Annotated in this window: 10 protein-coding genes; 2 read left to right on the forward strand and 8 right to left on the reverse strand. The window is 65.3% G+C overall.

The window, feature by feature from the left end; translation table 11 throughout:
- Window positions 1-2 precede the first annotated feature (2 nt).
- The 7 genes from DNK59_RS09460 to DNK59_RS09490 all read right to left on the reverse strand — a co-directional run bounded on the left by DNK59_RS09460 (window position 3) and on the right by DNK59_RS09490 (window position 10,982).
- Window positions 3-2,720 (reverse strand): nitrate reductase, encoded by a 2,718-nt coding sequence (locus tag DNK59_RS09460; protein ID WP_110723033.1) that lies wholly within the window; start codon window positions 2,718-2,720, stop codon window positions 3-5.
- Window positions 2,720-3,037, reverse strand: coding sequence for a nitrite reductase small subunit NirD (gene nirD / locus DNK59_RS09465; protein WP_092316692.1), 318 nt, complete (start codon window positions 3,035-3,037; stop codon window positions 2,720-2,722). The genes DNK59_RS09460 and nirD overlap by 1 nt, the downstream gene beginning before the upstream one ends.
- Window positions 3,034-5,487 carry a nitrite reductase large subunit NirB gene (nirB, locus tag DNK59_RS09470; RefSeq protein ID WP_110723034.1) on the reverse strand — a complete coding sequence of 818 codons (2,454 nt, stop codon included), beginning with the start codon at window positions 5,485-5,487 and terminating at the stop codon, window positions 3,034-3,036. Before nirB ends, nirD begins: the two co-directional genes overlap by 4 nt.
- A gap of 475 nt (window positions 5,488-5,962) precedes the next feature.
- Complete coding sequence (locus tag DNK59_RS09475) at window positions 5,963-7,633, reverse strand: bifunctional protein-serine/threonine kinase/phosphatase (protein ID WP_110723035.1); 1,671 nt, start codon at window positions 7,631-7,633, stop codon at window positions 5,963-5,965.
- Between the two features lie 7 nt (window positions 7,634-7,640).
- Window positions 7,641-8,852 carry a NarK/NasA family nitrate transporter gene (locus DNK59_RS09480; RefSeq protein ID WP_110723036.1) on the reverse strand — a complete coding sequence of 404 codons (1,212 nt, stop codon included), beginning with the start codon at window positions 8,850-8,852 and terminating at the stop codon, window positions 7,641-7,643.
- A 327-nt stretch (window positions 8,853-9,179) separates the two neighbouring features.
- On the reverse strand, window positions 9,180-9,755 hold the full coding sequence (locus tag DNK59_RS09485) for an ANTAR domain-containing response regulator (protein WP_110723037.1): 576 nt from the start codon (window positions 9,753-9,755) through the stop codon (window positions 9,180-9,182).
- A 15-nt stretch (window positions 9,756-9,770) separates the two neighbouring features.
- On the reverse strand, window positions 9,771-10,982 hold the full coding sequence (locus tag DNK59_RS09490) for a CmpA/NrtA family ABC transporter substrate-binding protein (RefSeq protein ID WP_110723038.1): 1,212 nt from the start codon (window positions 10,980-10,982) through the stop codon (window positions 9,771-9,773).
- A 230-nt stretch (window positions 10,983-11,212) separates the two neighbouring features.
- Here DNK59_RS09490 and DNK59_RS09495 point away from each other — a divergent pair, with 230 nt between their 5' ends.
- Window positions 11,213-12,232, forward strand: a complete 1,020-nt coding sequence (locus DNK59_RS09495; RefSeq protein WP_092316680.1) for a quinone-dependent dihydroorotate dehydrogenase — start codon at window positions 11,213-11,215, stop codon at window positions 12,230-12,232.
- Window positions 12,233-12,362: 130 nt separating this feature from the next.
- Here the strand turns inward: DNK59_RS09495 and rmf are convergent, their stop codons facing one another.
- Complete coding sequence (gene rmf, locus DNK59_RS09500; RefSeq protein WP_016965693.1) at window positions 12,363-12,578, reverse strand: ribosome modulation factor; 216 nt, start codon at window positions 12,576-12,578, stop codon at window positions 12,363-12,365.
- Between the two features lie 545 nt (window positions 12,579-13,123).
- Between rmf and rlmKL the strand changes: the two genes are divergently transcribed.
- A complete protein-coding gene (gene rlmKL / locus DNK59_RS09510; RefSeq protein ID WP_110723039.1) occupies window positions 13,124-15,382 on the forward strand; it encodes a bifunctional 23S rRNA (guanine(2069)-N(7))-methyltransferase RlmK/23S rRNA (guanine(2445)-N(2))-methyltransferase RlmL in 2,259 nt (752 codons plus the stop codon).
- The last annotated feature ends 41 nt before the right edge of the window (window positions 15,383-15,423 follow it).

The raw sequence follows: 15,423 nt of genomic DNA on the forward strand, positions 1-15,423 counted from the left end.
CCTCACACAGGGAGGCTGGCAGGTTGCACTGCCGCCGCCAGCAGACGCTTGATCTCCGGCACGCAGGAGCCACATTGGCTACCGCAGCCCAATTGCTGTTGCAGTTGTTCAAGGTTCAGCCCTTCAGCGATACCGGCCCCCACCGCCCGATAGCTGACGTTCTTGCAGTTGCACAGGGTTCGTTGCCGTGTTCCGCCCAGGCCGCTGGCCTGCGGCGGGGCGCTCATCGGCGCCAGCAGCCAGCGGCGCAGTTGCTCATCGGCGCGGCCTTCGAGCCACAACTGCTGCAACCAGTGCTGGGCCAGGGTTTCCCCGGCCAGTCGGATCGCGGTGATCCGTCCTTGTTCGATACGCACGCGCTTGCCGATGGCCCGGCGCGGATCGTCGTAGGCCAGGACCGGCCCACCTTCCAGCCCCAACTGCTGGTCGATCAGCTTGAGCAATGCCGGCAGCGGCGCTTCCTGGTGGGCGGCGCGGATCACCAGGGCCGGGCGCTCGCGACCGCTCAGGCTGAAGCTGACATAGGCAAAGGCTTCGCACAGCGGACGCAGAACCTTGAAGTGGGCCTGTACCTCGCCTTCGATCAGGGCGAACAACTGCCAGGGCAGTTGCACCGGTTCCAGGCGCACGCCGCTGTGCTTGAGCTCCGGCTGTTTGGACAGGGGATCGAAGGCCGATTGAGTCACGGCGTTGACCCCGCCCTTGAGGAAGCGATCGCCCCAGTGCATGGGCAGGAACGCCTGGCCGGGGCGCACGCCGTCATCACGGGCGACGGCGACAATCACGCTGCCACGCCGGCTTTTCAGGCTCACCAGATCGCCCTCGCGCAAGCGTTGCCGGCGCAACTCGTCCGGGTGCAGGCTCAACAGCGCCTCGCTGACGTGACCAAACAGCTGCGCCGCAGTACCGGTGCGGCTCATACCGTGCCACTGGTCACGCAGCCGACCGGTGATCAGGGTCAGAGGGAAACGCGCGTCTCGCTGTTCCTTGGCGGCCACATAGGGATCGGCGATAAAGCGTGCACGGCCAGAGGCAGTGGGAAATACACCGTCGCCATACAAGCGTGGCGTGCCCTGTGTCACACCGTTGGGGAAGGGCCATTGCTGCGGGCCGAGGCGGTCGATCAGCTGGTGACTGAGGCCGGACAGATCCAAATCGCGGCCCTGCGTCAGGCCTTTGTACTCATCGAACAGTTGGGCGGCGCAAGTGAAGTCAAACAGGCTCGGCAGGCCGGGACGCAGGCGGCGCTCCAGGCGCTGGGCGAAGTCCAGGGTAATGGCCCAGTCAGGCCGCGCCTCGCCGGGCGCGGGCACCGCCTGGCGCACGTGAGAAACCCGGCGTTCCGAGTTGGTCACCGTGCCTTCTTTCTCCCCCCAACTGGCGGCGGGTAGCAGCAGGTCGGCAAAGGCCGCGGTTTCCGTGGTGGCGAAGGCTTCCTGCAGGACCACGAAAGGGCAGGCTTGTAGCGCCGCTTGCACCGTATTCTGGTCCGGCAGCGATTGTGCCGGGTTGGTGCAGGCGATCCACAGGGCCTTGATCCGGCCGCTGGGCAACTGTTCAAACAGCTCGATGGCGCTCAATCCGGCGCGGGCGGGCAACTGCTCCACGCCCCAGTAGGCGGCGACCTCTGCGCGATGCTCGGGATCGGCGGCCTCCCGGTGCCCGGGGAGCAGGTTGCTCAGGCTGCCGGTTTCGCGCCCGCCCATGGCATTGGGCTGGCCGGTGAGCGAGAAGGGGCCGGCGCCGGGGCGGCCGATCTGCCCGGTGGCCAGGTGCAGATTGATCAGCGCGCTGTTTTTTGCGCTACCGGCGCTGGACTGATTCAACCCCATGCACCACAGGGACAGAAAACTCGCCGCGTTGCCGATCCACTGCGCGCATTGCTGCAAGTGCTCGACGCTGATCCCGCACAACTGCGCCACCATCGGCGGAGTGTAGTCGCGGACCAGGGCTTTCAACTCGGCCAGGCCCTCGGTGTGTTCGCGGATGAAGTCCCGGTCGATCCAGTCTTCCCACAGCAGTAAATGGAGGATGCCGTGGAACAGGGCCACGTCGGTCCCGGGCAGGATCGCCAGGTGCAGGTCGGCCAGATCGCAGGTATCGGTGCGACGCGGGTCGATCACCAGCACTTTCATCTGCGGACGCTGGCTTTTGGCCTGTTCCAGGCGCCGGAACAGCACCGGATGGGCGTAGGCCATGTTGCTGCCGACGATCATCACGCAATCGCTCAGCTCCAGGTCCTCATAGCTGCAGGGCGGCGCATCGGCCCCCAGGCTGCGCTTGTAGCCCACCACCGCCGAAGACATGCACAGTCGCGAATTGCTGTCGATGTTGTTGGTGCCCACCAGGGCCCGGGCCAGCTTGTTGAAGGCGTAGTAGTCCTCGGTCAGCAATTGCCCGGAGATATAGAACGCCACGCTGTCCGGGCCGTGCTCGGCGATGGTTTGGGCAAATATCCCGGCGGCGTGTTCCAGGGCGCTGTCCCAGTCGCAGCGGCTGCGGGGCAGATCCTTGCCCAGGCGCAGCTCCGGGTACAGGGCGCGGGCACTGGGGTCGCCGGTCAGGTGCAGGCTGGCGCCCTTGCTGCACAACTTGCCGAAGTTGGCCGGGTGCGCCGGATCGCCACTGACCCCGAGGATCTGCTTGTCGTCATGCTCGATCAGCACGCCGCAGCCAACCCCGCAGTAGCAACAGGTCGAGGCCGTGCTCTGGCGCGGCATCACCCGGCATCCCGCAAGATCAGTTGCACCCGGCCCGCTAGCACCCGGGCCTGATGCCGGTGGGCACAACCGACGTCCGGCGCCTGGGCCTCGCCGGATTCCAGGTCGATCTGCCAGTTGTGCAAGGGGCAGGCCACGCGCCTGCCGTAGATCAGCCCCTGGGACAGCGGGCCGCCCTTGTGCGGACAGCGATCGTCCAGGGCGAAGACCTGATCGTCGCCGGTACGAAAAATCGCGATATCGCCCCGGGGCCCCTTGATGACGCGCGAACCCAGGGCGTTGATCTCTTCCAGGGCGCAGATATCCAGCCAGTTCATGCCGGCACCTCCAGGTGTTTCAGGGGGATCGATTCGTACTCTTTTTTCAGCTGCGGCTCGGCCAGGCGCTGTTGCCACGGGTCTTGCTCGAAGGACAGGGCGAACTGCAAGCGCTGGTTCAGCGCCTTGCGCCGTTCGGGGTCTTCCAGCACGGCCTTTTTCACGTGCTCCATGCCGACCCGTTGCAGGTAGTGCACGGTGCGTTCGAGGTAGAAGGCCTCTTCGCGGTACAGCTGGAGGAACGCGCCGTTGTACTCGCGCACCTCTTCGGCGGTCTTGAGCTTGACGAAAAACTGCGCCACCTCGGTCTTGATCCCGCCGTTGCCGCCGATGTACATCTCCCAGCCGGAATCGACGCCGATGATCCCGACATCCTTGATCCCGGCTTCCGAGCAGTTGCGCGGGCAGCCGGACACCGCCAGCTTGACCTTGTGCGGCGACCACATATTGAACAGGTCGTGTTCCAGCTCGATGCCCAGCTGCGTGGAGTTCTGCGTGCCGAAGCGGCAGAACTCGCTGCCGACGCAGGTCTTCACGGTGCGGATGGACTTGCCGTAGGCGTGGCCGGAGGGCATGTCCAGGTCCTTCCAGACCCCGGGCAAGTCCTCCTTGCGAATGCCCAGCAGGTCGATGCGCTGGCCACCGGTGACCTTGACCATGGGCACCTGGTACTTGTCGGCGACGTCGGCGATGCGCCGCAGTTCGGAGGGATTGGTCACCCCGCCCCACATCCGCGGCACCACCGAATAGCTACCGTCCTTCTGGATATTGGCGTGGGCCCGCTCGTTGATCAGCCGCGATTGCGGATCGTCCCGGGCCTCTCCCGGCCAGGTGGAAATCAGGTAGTAGTTCAGCGCTGGGCGGCAAGTGGCGCAGCCGTTGGCAGTGCGCCAATTGAGGTAGCTCATGGTGCCGGCGACGGTCAGCAGGTGCTGTTCGCGGATCGCCTGGCGGATCTGGCCGTGGTTCAGGTCGCTGCAGGCGCAGATGGCTGTTTCGCTTTTCGGCTTGACGTCCGCCGCTCCACCCACGGTATTGATCAGGATCTGCTCCACCAGGCCGGTGCAGGAGCCGCAGGAGCTGGCGGCCTTGGTGTGTTTCTTGACCTCGTCGACGCTGAACAGCCCGTGCTCCTGGATGGCCTTGACGATGCTGCCCTTGCACACCCCGTTGCAGCCGCAGACTTCGGCGCTGTCGGCCATGCTCATGGCCTTGTCCTGGCCCTGGTGGCCGACGTCGCCAAGAGCGTTCTCGCCGAACATCAGGCGGTCGCGAATGGCGCCGATGGCCTGCTGCTCGCGGATCTGCCGGAAGTACCAACCGCCGTCCGCGGTGTCGCCGTACAGGCAGGCGCCCACCAGCACGTCGTCCTTGATCACCAGCTTCTTGTAGACCCCGCCAATGGGGTCGGCGAGGGTGATGGTTTCGGTGCCGTCGCCGCCCATGAAATCCCCGGCGGAAAACAGATCGATGCCGGTGACCTTCAACTTGGTCGAGGTCACCGAGCCCTGGTAGCGAGCGAAGCCCAGCTGGGCCAGGTGATTGGCGCAGACCTTGGCCTGTTCGAACAGCGGCGCCACCAGGCCGTAGGCGATGCCCCGGTGACTGGCGCACTCGCCAAGGGCGTAGATGCGCGGGTCGAAGGTTTGCAGGGTGTCGTTGACCAGGATCCCGCGGTTGCAGGGCAGGCCGGCCCGTTCCGCCAGCTCGGTGTTGGGGCGGATGCCGGCAGCCATCACCACCAGGTCGGCGGGGATGATCTCGCCATTGTTGAACTGCACCGAACCGACCCGGCCGTTGCCGGCATCGATCAGCGCCTGGGTCTGCTCGCAGAGGCGGAATTTCAGGCCGCGGCTTTCCAGGGCGCTCTGCAGCAACTGGCCGCTGGTCTGGTCCAGTTGTCGCTCCAGCAGCCACTGGCCAATGTGCACCACGGTCACGTCCATGCCCCGTAGCTTGAGGCCGTTGGCGGCTTCCAGGCCCAGCAGGCCGCCGCCGATCACCACCGCGTGCTGGTGGGTCCTGGCGGCGTCGATCATGGCCTGGGTGTCGGCGATATCGCGGTAGCCGATCACACCCTGCAGGTCCTTGCCGGGGATCGGCAGGATAAAGGGGGTGGAGCCGGTGGCGATCAGCAGGCGGTCGTACTCGGCTTGGCTGCCGTCGTCGGCGATCACCCGGCGTTTGATCCGGTCGATTTCCACCACCTTGCGATTGAGTAGCAGCTTGATGTCGTGCTCCAGGTACCAGTCCAGGTCGTTGAGGACGATGTCTTCGAACGTCTGTTCGCCAGCCAGTACCGGCGACAGCAGGATGCGGTTGTAATTGGTGTGGGGCTCGGCGCCGAACACGGTGATGTCGTACAGCTCGTCGCTCAGCTTGAGCAACTCTTCCAGGGTGCGGACCCCGGCCATGCCGTTGCCGATCATCACCAGTTTGAGTTTTTTCATGGGCTTCTCCGGAGCTCAGGCAGGGTCAGTGCGGCCTGGCTCGACAAATTGCGCGCAAACAAAAAAGGCGTCCCGTCAGTGGCCTGACGAGGACGCCTTTGTCCGATCCCGTTCTCTCGGGAAGCCGGCCTTCTTCGTTGAAGGCCAGGCTTGATGTCTGTTGCCTGATCTCATGCAGCGCTTGTGCCAGGTTGTCCGGGGCGCGGTTTTATCGGGCCCTGGTGGCGTTTCTGTTCCGGCCGAGTCCGGCTGTTGCACCGAATCAAGGCGTCGTGCCCGCTTTCGGCTCTTTGCGGGCGCTGCTGGGGGCGCTGAACGGCCTGGGGGATCGCCGCAAGGGCCTGCGGACCTTTGCGCAGCCTCGCCGTGACTCGACAGCAGCTACAGGTCTGCAGGCCGAGGGTTGCATAGCCGTTGTCGCAGGCTGCGAACCGCTGCGCAGAAGGCGCCAGGGAGATTGAGAGATCTGCTGGCTTCAGCGATGCAGCAGGGCCAGCAGCAACATCAGGTTCAGCAGCAGGGCGAGCAGGGCGATGCCGCGCCAGACCTTCAGCGGCTCCCGCTCCAGCAAGGGCCGCGGGCGGGGGCTCAGGCTGCGGCGCTCACCCTGTTCCAGCGCCAGCAGCCATTCTTCCGCCGTTTCATAGCGCTGGGCCGGGTCGGCACAGACGCCGCGCTCCAGGCTTTGCTCCAGCCAGTGCGGCAGGTCCGGGCGGTAGCGGCCGGGAGGCACCGCAGCGCCGAAGCGCGGGCGCTGGAAGGCTTCGATCTCGCCATGGGGATAGTGCCCGGTCAGCAGGTAATACAGGCTCACGCCCACCGCATAGAGGTCCTGTTGCGGGCTCAGCTGGGCGCCGGTGAAGGCTTCCGGAGCGATATAGCCCGGGGTGCCAGGCAGCAGGTGCGCCGGGTCCGCCGACAAGCCCGGGCAGTAAGCCAGGCCGAAATCCAGTATCCGCAGTTCACCGTCGTCCCCCAGCAGCAGGTTGTCCGGCTTGATGTCGCGGTGCAGGATCTGCCGGCGATGCAGCAGGCCAACGGCTCGCAGCAGGCGCTCGGCCAGGGACTGCCACTGGTCCAGGGGCAGGGGGCCGTTGTGGCGAAACAGCTGTTGCAGGGTGCGCCCGGGGTACTCGCGCATCAGGTAATACAGGTGCTGGCGCGCCGTGCCGCCGTGCACTTGGGGAAAGTGCCGCCCGGCCACGCGGCGCAGCAACCACTCTTCGGACAGCAGACCCTGGCAGGCCGCCCGGTCGTTGTGCAGGGCCGCCGGCAGGGTTTTCAGCAGCCAGGCCTGTTGCTGTTCGTCACGCACGCGGTATAGCAGCGATTGCTGGCTCTGGCTGAGCAGCGCCTCGACCTGCCAGCCCTCGAACAGCTGCCCCGGTTTCAGCGGCGGTGGCAGGGGCCATTGCCGCAGGTGCAGCAGGGCATCGCCGATGCTGGGTTCCCCCAGCGCGTCGACCCGTACCAGCAGTGCGCTGGCGTTGTCCTGGCTGCCGGCCAGGTGCGCGGCGCTGACCAGGGTCGCGACCGCGCTGTCCAGGTCCGGTTGGTCGCGCAGGATGGCGGCGATGGCGCTGTCGCCGAGGGTGGCCCAGACCCCGTCGCTGAGCATCAGGAAGCTTTCGCCCTGGCGCAGTTCGCCATCGAGAAAGTCCACCACCAGGTGCTGGTCCAGGCCCAGGGCGCGCTTGAGCACATGCCGCATGCCCGGTTGTTCCCAGACATGGTCCTGGGTGATGCGTTGCAGTTGCTGCTGATGCCAGCGATAGACCCGGCAGTCGCCGACATGGGCCAGGGTGAAGTGCTGCCCCCGCAACACCAGGGCGCTGAGGGTGGTGAGCAGCGGCTGGCCGCCGCCATTGGCCTGGAGCCAGCGATTCTGCGCGCTCAGCAGGCGCTCCAGGGCTTCGGCCACGGCCCAGGTCTGCGGGGTGGCGTAGTAGTCCAGGGCCAGGGCCTGCAGGCTGGAACGCGCGGCGAGGCCGCCATCGGCACATTGGCTGACGCCATCGGCGATGGCGAACAGCAGCCCTTTGCTGGCGGCCAGCTCCGGCGCCGGGGTGACCCGGCGCAGGGCGTCCTGGTTTTCCGCTCGCGGGCCACTGGCGCTGGCCTCGGCGTGGCTCAGTTGCAGGCCCATGGCGTGCTCAGACCCGCGCTGCGGTGACGGCGGCGGCGCCCCAGGTGGTTCTCCAGCGGCGCTTGACCCCATGCAGGCCGAACCAGGCCAGGACCCCGAGGCTGGCGAACAGCCACAAGGCCAGCTGATAGCTGCCGCTGCTCTGCTTGATGGCGCCCATGCCCGCGGCCAGGGCGAAGCCGCCGATGCCCCCGGCCATGCCGATCAGCCCGGTCATGACCCCGATTTCCCGGCGAAAGCGCTGCGGCACCAGCTGGAACACCGCGCCATTGCCCGCGCCCAGGCCGAGCATGGTGCAGACGAACAAGGCCAGGGCGGCGTAGGAATTGGGCAGGTTGAAGCCGACGGCGGCGATGCACACCACGGCCACGCCGTACATCGCCAGCAAGGTACGGATGCCGCCAAAACGGTCGGCCAGGGCACCGCCCAGGGGGCGCATCAGGCTGCCGCCGAAGACGCAGGCGGCGGTGTAGTAGCCGGCGGTCACCGGGCTCAGGCCGTACTGGTCGTTGAAGTAGCCGGGCAGGGCGCTGGCCAGGCCGATGAAACCGCCGAAGGTCACGCTGTAGAAGAACATGAACCACCAACTATCGCGGTCGCCCAGGGCCTTGAAGTAGTCGCCCATGGACTTGGCGCGAGGTCGCTCTGGAGCGTTGCGCGCCAGCCAGGCGAACAGCGCCAGGGTCAGGATCAGCGGGATCAGGGCAAAGCCGAAGACATTGCTCCAGCCGAAAGCCGCCGCCAGCAGCGGGGCGATCAGGGCGGCGAACACGGTGCCGGAGTTGCCGGCCCCGGCGATGCCCATGGCCTTGCCCTGGTGTTGCGGCGGATACCATTGCGAGGCCAGGGGCAGGGCCACCGCGAAGGAGGCCCCGGCCATGCCGAGGAACACCCCCAGCAACAACGCTTGTTCATAGCTGTGGATGCCCAGTTTCCAGGCCACGAACAGGGCGCCGATGACAATCACCTGGCCGATCAGGCCGGCGGTTTTCGGTGACAGGCGGTCGGCCAACAGGCCCATGATGAAGCGCAGCAGCGCGCCGGCGAGGATGGGCGTGGCCACCATCAGGCCGCGTTGCTGGGGGCTCAGGGGCAGATCGGCGGCGATCTGCACCGCCAGGGGGCCCAGCAGGTACCAGACCATGAAACTCAGGTCGAAATACAGGAAGGCTGCAAACAGGGTCGGGGTATGGCCGGATTTCCAGAAGCTTGAATTCATCGCGCACCTCAGCTGATAGGGGTCGTTGGAGCCGTCATGAGCCTGCAGGTGGAGCGCCGTGCGGTCGCGCCACCGGCCCCGTTCAGTGGGGCCAGAACGACAAAGACGTCGGCGCCCGGCTCGCGGTGGGCGAGCAGGGCGCGCGACGTCTTTGTCGTAGGTGGGCAACCGCCGTTGGTTACCGGTGTGGATCTGGTAGCAAGAGCCGCGCCAACCCCGGTCGCAGGAGCAGGTTGTAGGAGCTGGCTTGCCAGCGAAGGCCCTCTCAAGACTGGCGCAAGGTTCAGCGGCCCATTCGCCGGCAAGCCGGCTCCTACGGGAGGAGACTCAGCCGAGGAGTTCCTGCATGGCGATGATCTGTTCCGCCACCTGGATCAGTTTCTGCTGTCTGCTCATGGCCTGGCGGCGCATCAGGGTATAGGCCTGTTCTTCGTCGCAGTCCTTCATTTTCATCAGCAGACCCTTGGCCAGTTCGATGCGCTTGCGTTCGGCCAGTTGCTGGTCCCGGGCCTGGAGCTGCGCGCGCAGGGCCTGGTCGCTTTCAAAGCGCGCCATGGCCACGTCGAGGATGGGTTGCAGGCGCTGGACCTGGATGCCTTCGACGATGTAGGCACTGACCCCGGACTTGATCGCCTGGCGCATGACCCCCGGATCGTGTTCGTCGGTGAACATCACGATGGGCCGGGGCTGGTCGCGGCTGACCAGCACCACTTGCTCCATGACGTCGCGGCTGGGTGACTCGGTATCGATCAGGACCACGTCCGGACGCAGCGTTTCGACGCGTCCGGGCAGATCGATGGTCAGGCCGGATTCGTCGATCACCTCGAAGCCGGCCTCGCTGAGTGCGGCCTTGAGCCGGCCGACTTTCTTCGCGGTGTCGTTGATCAGCAGGATACGCAGCATGGTGGCGGGCTCCGGTCAGTGCTGGGCGACAAGGCAAGGTGAGTCGTTGAGAGCGTGCAGGCGGAAGCTGCGGGCATAGGCGGCAGGCTGTGAGCCGTCCCAGACCTTGCCGTCGATCAGTTGGCTACTGCGCATGTCCTGGTTCCGGGCGGCGATGCCCAGCGCGCTGGCGGCTTCGCGGTACAGCTGCAGTTGTTGCACCTGGCGCGCGACGCCGAGGTAGTCCGGGTCCTCGCGCAGCAGGCCCCAGCGGCGGAACTGGGTCATGAACCACATGCCGTCGGACAGGTAGGGCAGGTTGACCGCGCCGTGCTGGTGAAAGCGCAGGGCGTGCGGGTCCTGCCAGCGATTGCCCAGGCCGTCGGCGTAGTCCCCCAGCAGTCGCGGTTCGATGCAGGCCAACGGGGCATTCAGGTAGTCGGCGGCGCTCAGCAGCTGGGCGGTGCTGCGGCGGTTTTCCGGACTTTGCTCGATGAAGCGGCTGGCTTCGAGGATCGCCATCACCAGGGCGCGGGCCGTGTTGGGGTATTGCTCGACGAAGGCGCGGGTGCAGCCGAGGACCTTTTCCGGGTGGTCGGGCCAGATCGCCTGGCTGGTGGCCAGGGTGAAGCCCAGGTCCTGTTGCACCGCGCTGGCGCTCCAGGGTTCACCGACGCAGAAACCGTCGATGCGCCCGGCCTGCAGGTGGGCGACCATCTGCGGCGGCGGTACCACCACGCTGTCGACGTCCAGCAATGGATGAATGCCCTGGCTGGCCAGCCAGTAGTACAGCCACATGGCGTGGGTGCCGGTGGGAAAGGTCTGGGCGAAGGTCAGGCGCGCCCGGCTTTGGTGCACGTGGCGGTCGAGTGCTTCAGGGCTGGTCACCTTGAGCGCCTGCAGTTCGCGGGACAGGTTGATGCTCTGGCCATTCTGGTTCAGGCCCATGAGCACCGCCATGTCGCAGGGGCTGGTGCCGCCGATGCCCAGGTGCACCGCGTAGATCAGGCCGTACAGGCTGTGGGCGGCATCCAGTTCACCGCTCACCAGCTTGTCCCGCAGGCTGGCCCAGGAGCTCTGGCGCTTGAGGTTCAGGGTCAGTCCGTAGGGCTGGGCAAAGCCCTGGGTGGCGGCGACCACCACCGAGGCGCAATCGGTGAGGGCCATGAAGCCCAGGTCGATGGCGGACTTTTCCGGGGCATCGCTGCCATTGACCCAGGCCAGCGGGGTGTTGGGGCGTTCAGTCATGACGGGGCACCTTGCATAAAAAAGCGTCGTACCCGCAGGCCGGGCCTAGCCCGCGCAGGTGACGACGCCGTTGTCCTTGAACCCGGACCGCCATTGGCTCGGGTTTGATGCTCAAAGGGGGTGCAAGGCATATGCCATTGCCGGGGATTTGCTTCTGCGCCTCGCCTGCAAGCCCCGGGCGCGGCTATAATCGGCGGCCAATTTCGCCGCCAACCGAGTTCATCCCGCCCATGTATACCCTGGCCCGCCAGCTGCTGTTCAAACTCTCCCCGGAAACCTCCCACGATCTGTCCCTGGACCTGATCGGTGCGGGCGGGCGTTTGGGGCTTAACGGCCTGCTGTGCAAGGCGCCGGCCCAGTTGCCGGTCAAGGTCATGGGCCTGGAGTTTGCCAACCCGGTGGGTCTGGCCGCTGGCCTGGACAAGAACGGTGCGGCCATCGACGGCTTTGCCCAGCTGGGCTTCGGTTTTGTCGAGATCGGCACCGTCACTCCGCGTCCGCAACCGGGCAACCCCAAGCCGCGCATCTTCCGCCTGCCCCAGGCCGAAGCCATCATCAATCGCATGGGCTTCAACAACCTGGGGGTCGACAACCTGCTGGCGCGGGTTGCCGCCGCGTCATACAAGGGCGTGCTGGGGATCAATATCGGCAAGAACTTCGATACTCCGGTGGAGCGGGCGGTGGACGACTACCTGATCTGCCTGGACAAGGTCTACGCCCATGCCAGCTATGTCACGGTCAACGTCAGCTCACCCAACACGCCGGGCCTGCGCAGCCTGCAATTTGGCGAGTCGCTCAAGCAGCTTTTGTCGGCCCTGAGCCAGCGCCAGCAGGAACTGGCGGTTATCCACGGCAAGCGGGTGCCGCTGGCGATCAAGATCGCTCCGGACATGAGCGACGAGGAAACCGTGGAAGTGGCCCGTGCCTTGCTGGAAACCGGCATGGATGCGGTGATCGCCACCAACACCACCCTGAGTCGCGAAGGCGTCGAAGGCCTGGAGCACGGTGACGAGGCGGGCGGTCTGTCCGGCGCGCCGGTGCGCGACAAGAGCACCCACACGGTCAAGGTGCTGGCCGCCGAACTGGCCGGCCGTTTGCCGATCATTGCCGTGGGCGGCATCACCGAGGGCAAGCACGCGGCTGAGAAAATCGCCGCGGGCGCGAGCCTGGTGCAGCTGTATTCGGGTTTCATCTACAAGGGCCCGGCGTTGATTCGCGAGTCGGTGGACGCGATCGCGGCCATGGGCTGAGAGGGGAAGGACGGCAGGCATAAAAAAGGGCTCCTCGAAGGAGCCCCTGGGCCGAAGCCCGCCGCCCGGATGGGGCGTGCGTGGTTAAGTCGTCATCTATTCAAGTTGTAGGTGTCGGAATGTGCCCTGATCAGCCGACAGCGCGAAGTTCGTTGAGTCTGTGGATGCCCGCAGTGCCTGTCATACCGTCCCAGTTGTCGCCGCGTCCTTCGCGCCAGCCGTTGATCCAGGCTTGGCGTACTGACGGTAGAGTAAATGGGCAAAGCTCACGGGACTTGCCATTAACGCCATACTGATATCCGCGTAAAAATGCTCTTTCCAACGGATCACGCTTTAGTCTTCTCATAGGGTGTTTCCCTCACTTGTTGACTGCTTTATGTCCCGTCGACCTTCTTCTGAGGTCGGGCAGAATGTCTCTGCCGTTGGTGCTCGCTGCCGGCGTGGCGAGCCTTGATGTTGGCGTCATTGCGGCGCCAACCTGTGTTGAGTTCTAACCAATAGGTCACAGCAAGTGAATGATCGTTTTGTCATAAGGACGTAACGATATTGCTGTCCAGGCCATAAGCCGAGGGTGGTTTTGTATCCTGTTTGTCAGGCAAAGCCCGCTGTGATCAGCCTCTGACTAGATGATGAGGTTAATGCTTTAGTGAGAATGTCGAACGGTTGCACTCAACTACTATTCGACGAAGGGTCGACTTATGTCATTTTGTTGCCCTGACTTTTTATCTGTCCCGGCCTCAAAGCTCTTTTGCTCAGCAAGAAGGCCTGCCTGCCGGGGTGGGACGGCACAGATTCGTGCCACACGAGCGCTCTTGAAGAAAAGCGCTTGATTGAAAACCGAGCGGGCGATGCGTTGCCCGTTCACTTATTGCCAAAGGCTCTGGTACTCCCATGTCGGATCGTTACGAACTCTTCCTCACCTGCCCCAAAGGCCTTGAAGGCCTGCTGATCGAGGAAGCCGTCGGGCTTGGCCTTGAGCAAGCGCGTGAGCACACTTCTGCCGTGCGCGGCATGGCCGACATGGAGACGGCCTATCGCCTGTGCCTGTGGTCGCGCCTGGCCAACCGGGTGCTGCTGGTGCTCAAGCGCTTCCCGATGAAGGATGCCGAGGACCTCTATCACGGCGTGCTGGATGTCGACTGGCAGGACCATATGCTGGCTGACGGCACCCTGGCGGTGGAATTCAGCGGCCATGGTTCGGGGATCGACAACACCCACTTCGGCGCCTTGAAGGTCAAGGACGCCATCGTCGACAAACTGCGCACCCCGACCGGCGAGCGTCCTTCGGTGGACAAGCTCAACCCGGACCTGCGCATCCACCTGCGCCTGGATCGTGGCGAAGCCATTCTCTCCCTGGACCTGTCCGGCCACAGCCTGCACCAGCGCGGCTACCGTCTGCAGCAAGGCGCTGCGCCACTCAAGGAAAACCTGGCGGCGGCGATCCTGATCCGTGCCGGTTGGCCACGTATTGCCGCCCAGGGCGGCGCCCTGGCCGACCCGATGTGCGGTGTCGGCACCTTCCTGGTGGAAGCGGCGATGATCGCCGCCGACATCGCGCCCAACCTCAAGCGCGAGCAGTGGGGTTTCACCGCCTGGCTTGGTCATGTGCCGGCGCTGTGGCGCAAGCTGCATGATGAAGCGCTGGCCCGGGCCCAGGCCGGCCTGGCCAAGCCGCCGCTGTGGATCCGTGGCTACGAGGCCGATCCACGCCTGATCCAGCCGGGGCGCAACAACGTCGAGCGTGCCGGCCTGAGCGATTGGATCAAGATCTATCAGGGCGAAGTCGGCACCTTCGAGCCGCGTCCGGACCAGAACCAGAAAGGCCTGGTGATCTGCAACCCGCCTTACGGCGAGCGCCTGGGTGATGAAGCCAGCCTGCTGTACCTCTACCAGAACCTCGGTGAGCGCCTGCGTCAGGCCTGTCTCAACTGGGAGGCGGCGGTGTTCACCGGTGCCCCGGACCTGGGCAAGCGCATGGGCATCCGCAGCCACAAGCAGTACTCGTTCTGGAACGGTGCCTTGCCGTGCAAGCTGCTGCTGATCAAGGTCCTGCCGGATCAGTTCGTCACCGGCGAGCGGCGTACCGCCGAGCAGCGCCAGGTGGAACGCGAGCAGGCCCAGGCCGCGGCGGACGAGGCGCCAGTGCGCCAGTTCAACAAGAATGGCAACCCGATCAAGCCGGCTCCGGCCCCGGTGGTCGAGCAGGCACGCCTGAGCGAAGGCGGACAGATGTTCGCCAACCGCCTGCAGAAGAATCTCAAGCAACTGGGCAAATGGGCCAAGCGCGAAGGCGTCGAGTGCTACCGGGTCTACGATGCCGACATGCCGGAATACTCCCTGGCCATCGATCTGTATCAGGACTGGGTGCACGTGCAGGAGTACGCGGCGCCCAAGTCGGTGGACCCGGAGAAGGCCCAGGCTCGTCTGTTCGACGCCCTGGCGGCGATTCCCCAGGCGCTGAACGTGGACAAGAGCCGGGTGGTGATCAAGCGTCGCGAGCGTCAGAGCGGCACCAAGCAGTACGAGCGCCAGAGTGCTCAGGGCCAGTTCACCGAAGTCCGCGAAGGCGGGGTCAAGCTGCTGGTGAACCTGACCGACTACCTGGATACCGGGCTGTTCCTCGATCATCGGCCCATGCGCATGCGCATTCAGCAAGAAGCCGCCGGCAAGCGCTTCCTCAATCTGTTCTGCTACACCGCCACGGCCAGCGTGCATGCGGCCAAGGGCGGGGCGCGCAGCACCACCAGTGTCGACCTGTCGAAAACCTATCTGGACTGGGCGCGACGCAATTTCTCCCTCAACGGTTTCTCCGACAAGAACCGCCTGGAGCAGGGCGACGTGATGGCCTGGCTGGAGAGTTGCCGCGACGAGTTCGACCTGATCTTCATCGACCCGCCGACCTTCTCCAATTCCAAGCGCATGGAAGGGGTGTTCGACGTGCAGCGTGACCAGGTGCAGTTGCTGGACCTGGCCATGGCGCGCCTGGCCCCGGGCGGTGTGCTGTATTTCTCCAACAACTTCCGCAAGTTCCAGCTGGATGAGAACCTCGCGACCCGCTATCAGGTCGAAGAGATCACGGCAAAAACCATCGACCCGGATTTTGCCCGTAACAGCAAGATTCACCGGGCCTGGAAAATCACCGCCCGCTGATGGCCGGATAAGTCCCCCAAGGCCCGATTTTTCGGGCATAG

This window comes from Pseudomonas sp. TKO26 (assembly GCF_003225665.1).
Classification (GTDB): Bacteria; Pseudomonadota; Gammaproteobacteria; order Pseudomonadales; family Pseudomonadaceae; genus Aquipseudomonas; species Aquipseudomonas saponiphila.

Bases quoted from the DNA above. Each gene is read 5' to 3' on its own strand.
- DNK59_RS09460 (WP_110723033.1), bottom strand. From the start codon at position 2,720: ATGCCGCGCCAGAGCACGGCCTCGACCTGTTGCTACTGCGGGGTTGGC.
- nirD (WP_092316692.1), bottom strand. From the start codon at position 3,037: ATGAACTGGCTGGATATCTGCGCCCTGGAAGAGATCAACGCCCTGGGT.
- nirB (WP_110723034.1), bottom strand. From the start codon at position 5,487: ATGAAAAAACTCAAACTGGTGATGATCGGCAACGGCATGGCCGGGGTC.
- DNK59_RS09475 (WP_110723035.1), bottom strand. From the start codon at position 7,633: ATGGGCCTGCAACTGAGCCACGCCGAGGCCAGCGCCAGTGGCCCGCGA.
- DNK59_RS09480 (WP_110723036.1), bottom strand. From the start codon at position 8,852: ATGAATTCAAGCTTCTGGAAATCCGGCCATACCCCGACCCTGTTTGCA.
- DNK59_RS09485 (WP_110723037.1), bottom strand. From the start codon at position 9,755: ATGCTGCGTATCCTGCTGATCAACGACACCGCGAAGAAAGTCGGCCGG.
- DNK59_RS09490 (WP_110723038.1), bottom strand. From the start codon at position 10,982: ATGACTGAACGCCCCAACACCCCGCTGGCCTGGGTCAATGGCAGCGAT.
- DNK59_RS09495 (WP_092316680.1), top strand. From the start codon at position 11,213: ATGTATACCCTGGCCCGCCAGCTGCTGTTCAAACTCTCCCCGGAAACC.
- rmf (WP_016965693.1), bottom strand. From the start codon at position 12,578: ATGAGAAGACTAAAGCGTGATCCGTTGGAAAGAGCATTTTTACGCGGA.
- rlmKL (WP_110723039.1), top strand. From the start codon at position 13,124: ATGTCGGATCGTTACGAACTCTTCCTCACCTGCCCCAAAGGCCTTGAA.